The sequence below is a fragment of the Mesorhizobium sp. M2A.F.Ca.ET.039.01.1.1 genome (assembly GCF_003998035.1).
Lineage (GTDB): Bacteria > Pseudomonadota > Alphaproteobacteria > Rhizobiales > Rhizobiaceae > Mesorhizobium.
Genome location: NZ_RZRY01000369.1, coordinates 1 through 6,423, shown reverse-complemented (window position 1 = coordinate 6,423; position 6,423 = coordinate 1). Strand labels below are relative to the sequence as shown.

The 6,423-nt window shown below is 64.3% G+C and carries 8 protein-coding genes; 4 read left to right on the top strand and 4 right to left on the bottom strand.

Annotated elements, in window-relative coordinates; genetic code table 11:
- From EOA24_RS23985 to EOA24_RS23975, 3 genes are all read left to right on the top strand, one after another.
- A partial coding sequence (locus tag EOA24_RS23985) for a tripartite tricarboxylate transporter permease (protein WP_127410126.1) occupies window positions 1-1,145 on the top strand: 1,145 nt, incomplete at its 5' end.
- A 15-nt stretch (window positions 1,146-1,160) separates the two neighbouring features.
- A complete protein-coding gene (locus EOA24_RS23980; protein WP_126081218.1) occupies window positions 1,161-2,345 on the top strand; it encodes a CoA transferase in 1,185 nt (394 codons plus the stop codon).
- Window positions 2,342-3,178, top strand: coding sequence for a citryl-CoA lyase (locus tag EOA24_RS23975; protein ID WP_126081219.1), 837 nt, complete (start codon window positions 2,342-2,344; stop codon window positions 3,176-3,178). The genes EOA24_RS23980 and EOA24_RS23975 overlap by 4 nt, the downstream gene beginning before the upstream one ends.
- Window positions 3,179-3,184: 6 nt before the next feature.
- Here the strand turns inward: EOA24_RS23975 and EOA24_RS23970 are convergent, their stop codons facing one another.
- Together EOA24_RS23970 and EOA24_RS23965 are read right to left on the bottom strand one after the other, a co-directional pair.
- Entirely contained in the window at window positions 3,185-3,652 is a 468-nt protein-coding gene (locus EOA24_RS23970; RefSeq protein ID WP_126081220.1) for an NUDIX hydrolase, read from the bottom strand.
- 245 nt (window positions 3,653-3,897) lie between these two features.
- Window positions 3,898-4,290, bottom strand: coding sequence for a hypothetical protein (locus EOA24_RS23965; RefSeq protein ID WP_245466932.1), 393 nt, complete (start codon window positions 4,288-4,290; stop codon window positions 3,898-3,900).
- Window positions 4,291-4,405: 115 nt separating this feature from the next.
- On the opposite strand from EOA24_RS23965, the gene EOA24_RS23960 reads away from it, so the two are divergent.
- On the top strand, window positions 4,406-4,990 hold the full coding sequence (locus EOA24_RS23960; protein WP_126081221.1) for an invasion associated locus B family protein: 585 nt from the start codon (window positions 4,406-4,408) through the stop codon (window positions 4,988-4,990).
- A gap of 49 nt (window positions 4,991-5,039) precedes the next feature.
- On the opposite strand, the gene EOA24_RS23955 is transcribed toward EOA24_RS23960, so the two are convergent.
- Together EOA24_RS23955 and EOA24_RS23950 are read right to left on the bottom strand one after the other, a co-directional pair.
- Window positions 5,040-5,741 (bottom strand): response regulator transcription factor, encoded by a 702-nt coding sequence (locus tag EOA24_RS23955; RefSeq protein WP_126081222.1) that lies wholly within the window; start codon window positions 5,739-5,741, stop codon window positions 5,040-5,042.
- Window positions 5,738-6,423 (bottom strand): ATP-binding protein (locus EOA24_RS23950; RefSeq protein ID WP_245501842.1); only part of this gene is annotated, 686 nt, incomplete at its 5' end. The genes EOA24_RS23955 and EOA24_RS23950, both read right to left, overlap by 4 nt.

Sequence of the window (6,423 nt, the reverse complement as noted above, 5' to 3'; positions counted from 1 at the left end):
GTGTCGCCTTCCTGGCTCCGACCGTGGTCAAATACGCGCTGAAGTTCGGGCCGGCCGAATATTTCTCGCTGATGGTGCTGGCCTTCATCACCGTCTCGGCGGTGCTCGGTTCGTCGTCGGTGCGAGGACTGACCAGCCTGTTCGCCGGCTTTGTCGTCGGCATGATCGGCGTCGACCTGCAGACCGGACAGCCGCGCTTCACCTTCGGCACGGCCGAATTGCTCGACGGTGTCGACGTCATCATCATCGCGGTCGGCCTGTTCGCCGTCGGCGAGACGCTCTACATGGCCTCGCGCCGCTATGCCGGCAAGGACGAGATCGTGCCGCTGAAAGGTTCGCTCTACATGACGGCGGCCGAATGGGCGCGCTCGTGGAAGCCTTGGCTCAGGGGCGCCGCGATCGGCTTTCCGATCGGCGCCATGCCGGCCGGAGGCGCCGAGATCCCGACCTTCCTGTCCTATGCGATCGAGAAGAAGCTTTCGAAGCATAAGGAGGAGTTCGGCACGGTCGGCGCCATCGAAGGCGTCGCGGGGCCGGAAGCCGCCAACAATGCATCGGCCGCCGGCGTCCTGGTGCCGATGCTGACCCTCGGCCTGCCGACCTCGGCGACCGCGGCGATCATGCTGTCGGCCTTCCAGAGCTACGGCATCAATCCGGGGCCGCTGCTTTTGACGACGCAGGCCAATCTGGTCTGGGGCCTGATCGCCAGCCTGTTCATCGCCAACGTCATCCTGGTCGTCCTCAACCTGCCGCTGATCGGCCTTTGGGTGCGGCTCCTGAAGATCCCGGCGCCGCAGCTCTATGCCGGCATCCTGGTGTTCGCCACCGTCGGCACTTACGGCATCTCGCAGTCCCCGATCGATCTCGCGATCCTCTATCTCTTGGGCGCGGCAGGCTTCCTGATGCGGCGCTTCGATTTCCCGACAGCGCCGGTGATCATTGGCATGATCCTGGGACCGCTTGCCGAAACGCAGTTCCGCCGCGCGATGACGATAGAAAACGGCGACTGGACGGTGTTCTTCCGGCATCCGCTGTCGCTGACGCTTTTGACGCTCGCCTTCATCGGCCTTGTCGGGCCGCATATCTGGGCCTGGATCGAGCACCGGCGCAGGCGCGGGCCGGAGCATGTGCCGGGCGATGCCTGACCGGGTTGGAGCATCATGACAGACCTGCTTTCCGGTATCCGCGTCCTCGACCTCACCAATGTGCTGGCGGGTCCCTACTGCGCCTACCAGCTGGCGCTGCTCGGCGCCGACGTCATAAAGGTCGAGGCGCCGCCGGGCGGGGATCTTGCGCGCCAGCTCGGCGCCTCGCCTGAACTCAACCAGGCCGGTATGGGGGCCTCGTTCCTGGCGCAGAACTCCGGCAAACGATCTGTTGTGCTCGACCTGAAGAAGCCCGACGATCGCGAGCGTTTCCTCGACCTGGTGGCGACGGCCGACGCGCTGGTCGAGAATTTCCGGCCGGGGGTGATGAATCGCCTCGGCCTCGGCCATGAAAAGCTGAAGGAAGTCCGACCGGGCCTCGTCTATTGCGCGATATCCGGTTTCGGCCAGACCGGGCCGATGCGCGGCAATCCCGCCTACGACCAGATCATCCAGGGCCTGTCGGGGATCATGAGCATTACCGGCACGCCGGAAACGGCGCCGCTGCGCGTCGGCTATCCAGTGGCCGACACGCTGGGCGGGCTGGTCGGCGCCTTCGCCATCGCCGCGGCGCTGGTGAAGCAGAAGACAAAAGGCGAGGGCGCCTTTCTCGACGTCTCGATGCTCGAATGCACGCTGTCGGCGCTGGGCTGGCCGGTGTCGAACTATCTGACGGCTGGCGTCGAGCCAAAGCCGATGGGCAATGAGAACATGACGGCCGCACCTTCCGGCGCGTTCCACACCGGCGAGGGGTTGCTCAACATCGCGGCCAACAAGCAGGAGCAATTCGTGACCCTTTGCGGGTTGATCGGGCGGCCGGAGTTGGCGTCGGATACACGCTTTGCCGAGCGCGAGACGCGCAAGCAGAACCGGGCAGCGCTGAAGGTGCTGATCGAGGACGCGCTTGGCAGCGCTTCGGCGGCGACGTGGGAAGAGAAACTCAACCGTGCCGGCGTGCCGGCAGGGCGGGTGCTGACGATCCCGCAGGTGCTCGAGGAGCCTCAGGTCACCGAGCGCGGCATGGCTTCCTCGTTCGAGGGCATGTCCGGCATGGATCGGCCGCTGACGGTGGTGCGCGGCGGCTTCATGGTCGACGGCGTGGCGCCCACGCCAACGGCACCGCCGCCGCGCCTTGGCGAGCATACGGACGAGGTGTTCGCCGCCTTGCCCGGGCGCGGTACGTCGAGGGCGCAGGCATGAGCGAAGATAAAAAGACCGGCCGCGGGCGCGCGGAGGAATGGTGGCAAACGTCCATCATCGAGATGCGGCCGGGCGTCATCCGGCTGCGCGGCTACGAGATCCAGGATCTGATCGGCCGCGTCAGCTTCCCGGCGATGATCTGGCTGATGCTGCGCGGCGAATTGCCAAGCGAAGAGCAGGCGGCACTGCTCGGCATTGCGCTGGGCGCGGCCGTCGACCACGGTCCGCAGGCCCCGTCGATCGCGATCGCCCGCATGGCCGCCACTTGCGGCGTCGGCATCAACAACGCGATGGCGTCGGCCATCAACGTGCTTGGCGACGTGCATGGGGGCGCCGGCGAGCAGGCGCTTTCCTTCTATGGCGATATCGCCGCGGCGATGGATGGCGGCACGCCTCTTGCCCAGGCAGTGAAGACGCGGCTCGATCGTTTCTTCGCCGAGGAGAAAGGCTATGTGCCGGGGCTTGGCCACCGCTTCCACCCGGTCGATCCGCGCGCGCCCCGCCTCATCGAGCTGACGCGGGAATTCGCCGCGCGCGGCGTGGTCAGTGGGCGTTTTGCCGACATTGCCGGGGCAATCGAGGCGGAAGTCGCCGCGCGCAAGGGCAAGACGATCCCGCTCAACATCGACGGCACGACGGCCGTCATCTATGGCGAGCTCGGGTTCCCCCCGGCGCTGACGCGCGGCCTGTTCGTTTTGTCGCGGTCGGTCGGCATTCTGGCGCATGCATGGGAACAGTCGCAACAAGGCGACCGCAACAAGGGGCCGCTGCCCCGGGAATGGCTGTGGGCCTATACCGGCATGCCGGTACGGCCTTTTCCCGACACCGAATAGGACGGTTTAAGCCGGATCGGGCGCTGGAATGGTCAGATCCCGGAGCAGCGTCGAAAGCTCAGGCTCGTCGATGAGCAGGGCAGCGTCTGCCGGCGGCAGCCATGCGCGTTGCCGGTTCGCGGCCTCCCGCCAATCGGCAAGTTCCTCCGTGACTTGGAGGAGATAGACCGAAACGTCCACCCGAATGAAGCCCTCGGTCATGCGTTTCCAATAGGAATAGGTACCGGCAGGCTGCTTCAGCGACTTGCCGAGAACACCGGCCTCTTCCTGGGCTTCGATCGTTGCCGCCCTGCGTCCGCTCTTGCCTTTCATCGGCCAACCCTTGGGCACGATGAAGCGCCGCGTGGTGCGTGAGGTGACCAGCAGCACTTCGAGGCCACCGTCTTCCCGCAACCGAAACGGAATCGCCGCCACCTGGCGGATCCGTTGCCCTTTCTTGGCTCGGCGAACTGCTTTCTTCTTGGTTGTTGCCATCCCAAATTCCGGTAGGAGCAGCGTCCCGCCGCAAGCTACCACGCGGCAAAAACCTGTCCCCCTGCAAACCCTAGAGCGTCTCACCGTTTTGTGGAAACGGCGAACCGCTCTATCTTTCTGTTTTTACGCAATTCCTGACGGAAAACCGTGTCACACTTTTCCTGGAATTGCTCTAAAACCACCGCCCTTGCAATCCGGTATTTTGCCGGTAACTAAGTCGGCTAATAAACTAAAAAAACAAAATGTCAGCGGCAAACCCGCGAAATCGTGTTGCCGACCGCTTCCATGCGACATGTCTGATCATATACCGGCACGTTGGGCTGAGGCTGGCGCGCTGTCGGCCGGTCGAGCTCACGATAGATCTGCTGCTGCTGCTGGTATTGCTGCCGCTGCAATTGGTTCTGCAACTGTTGCAGCTGGTTCTGCTGCACCAATGCGTTGCGATTCGTCGGGATGACGACCTGGGCCGATACGCCGGAAGCCATGCCCAGCAAGCCGGTGGCCGCCAGGACAGCTGAAATCAGAAACGTCGATAGGCGGCGGGACGACATGGCTTCCTTGTCCGCATGAAAAACAGAACCTCTGCCTAATATAGGGTGTTCGACCGGCGGCGCCATGGTCAGCTGATCGATTGTCATGCCAAAGGAGATCCGGCCCGTGCCTCAGCATTGCACTTGACGGCGGCGGCGGCTGGCGGCTCTAACAGCGGCTCCGCCCGTCCACGCGACTGGCCGGTTGGCAAAGAGGGATTCGATGAAAATCAGGTATAAGTTTGCCATAGCGATGCTGGCCGTCGCGGGCATCGTCGGTCCGCCGGCATTCGCCGCGCAGAACAAGGGCGACAAGGTGGCCGCCCAGCCCGCCGGCGCGGCGGCCAAGCCGCAACTGCCGGGTGGCGCGTCGGCGCTTTCGGAAACGCATGGCGACTGGACGGTGAACTGCCAGGTCACCGGCACCAACAAGGTCTGCAGCCTGTCGCATCAGCAGTTCAACAAGCAGAGCGGCCAGAGGCTGCTGGCGATCGAATTGACGACCAAGACGGGTAAGGACGCCGCGGGCACGCTGGCGCTGCCTTTCGGACTTGCGCTGGCCAACGGCGTCGCGCTCGAAATCGACGACAAGAAGCTCGACGGCACGCTGCAGTTCAGCACCTGCCAGGCGGTGGGTTGCCTGGTTCCGGTGACATTCGACGCCGACACCACGCCGCTGCTGCAGAACGCCACCACGCTCAAGATCAACGCTATCGCCGCGGACACCATGCAGCCGATCTCCTTCACCATCTCGCTCAACGGTTTTGGAAGCGCGCTGGCGCGGACGGCGGATCTGTCGGCGGATTGATCCACAACGAGGGTATTCATTTTGAGGCGATTGGCGAAAGCCGGTCACCTTATTCGTTTCCGTCCACTTCGCGCAAACGATATCCGACGCCCGTCTCGGTAATGATGTAGCGCGGCTGGTCCGGGGTCTTCTCGATTTTCTGCCGCAGCTGGCGGACGTAGACCCTCAGATATTGCACGTCGGTCGAGTCGTTCCAGATCTGCTTCATCAGGAACTGGTGCGTCAGCACCTTGCCGGCATATTGCACGAGCATGCGCAGGATGGCGTATTCCTTGGGCGACAGCTTCACTTCCTTGCCCTCGACCCTGACGATGCGCTTCACCAGGTCGACCGAAAGATCGCCGGTGTGGAACACCGGCTTCTCGCCCTGCTGCTGGAACTTGTGGCGCAGCGCCACGCGGATGCGCGCGACCAGCTCGTTCATGCCGAAAGGCTTGGTCACATAGTCGTCGGCGCCAAGCTCGAGCGCCGAGACGATGCCGGCCTCGTCGGTGCGGCTGGACAGGATCACGACCGGAATGTCGAGACCCTCGCCGCGCCATTTGCCGAGCAGCTCCAGGCCGGTCATGCCGGGCAGGCCGAGATCGAGTAGGATCAGGTCCGGCCGTTCGGTCTGCAAGAACTCGATCGCCGCCTTGGTGTTCGGCGCCTCGGAGACCGTATAGCCCTGGCTGCCCAAGCCGACGCGCAGCAATTTGCGGATCGGCGGCTCGTCGTCGACGACCAATATCGACACGGTCTGATTTGTCATGCCGCATCATCCGTAAGGGGCACGCCGAGCGCCGGCAAGTCAGCCGGCACCGGCATGCGGATGGTGAAGATCGCGCCGGGACGGTCGGTGCGGTTGGCCGCCGCGATCGTGCCGCCCATCGCCTCGATGAAGCCGCGGCTGATCGACAGGCCGAGGCCCGTGCCGGCACGCACCTGGTCGCGTTTGCGCACGCGGTAGAACGTATCGAATATCCGCTCCAGGTCGCCCGGTGGGATACCCGGCCCCTCATCCATTACCTGCAGGATGACGGCGCCATTGTCGACCCAGGCCTGCAGCCGGATGATCGAGCCGGGCGAGGCATATTTGGCGGCATTGTCGAGGAGGTTGAACAGCGCCTGCTCGAACAGCACGGGATCGAGCCGCAGCATCGGCAGGTCGGCCGGAATGTCGGTCTCTATTGTGTGCTCGGCGGTGATCTTCTGCGCCCGGTTCAGCGCCGAGCCGACGACATCGCCGACATAATGGAGCGCGTAATTCGGCTCCATCGCGCCCGATTCGATCCTGGTCATGTCGAGCAGATTGGCGATGAAGCGGTTCAGCCGCTCCGACTCGCTGACGACCGTCGACAGAAGCTCCGCGCGATCCTTTTCCGGCAGCGCCGGCGCGAATTCCTTCAGCGTGCCGGCCGCGCCCATGATCGCGGCGAGCGGCGTCTTCAGGT